At 54.6% G+C, this 205-nt stretch carries 1 protein-coding gene; it reads left to right on the forward strand.

Annotated features, from left to right (window positions below):
- On the forward strand, nucleotides 1–205 hold a 205-nt coding region (locus NE619_RS18815), incomplete at both ends, for a hypothetical protein (RefSeq protein ID WP_256133964.1).

Consider the following 205-nt stretch of genomic DNA (forward strand, 5'->3'; position numbering starts at 1 on the left):
TATCGCTTGCGCGATACGCATCCTGCGGAGTTTGCCTGCGCGAAACGTTTTTTTGTTTGTGAGAAGAAAGAGGTGGCGTGCCTGGTGGGCACGCGGATTGATGTGGAGAGAAAGGAGGTTTCGCTACGGCAAGGTCCTCGGAGTGCGTTGTATCGCTTGCGCGATACGCATCCTGCGGAGTTTGCCTGCGCGAAACGTTTTTTTG

It is taken from the genome of Anaerovorax odorimutans (genome assembly GCF_024459955.1).
Lineage (GTDB): Bacteria > Bacillota > Clostridia > Peptostreptococcales > Anaerovoracaceae > Hominibacterium > Hominibacterium odorimutans_A.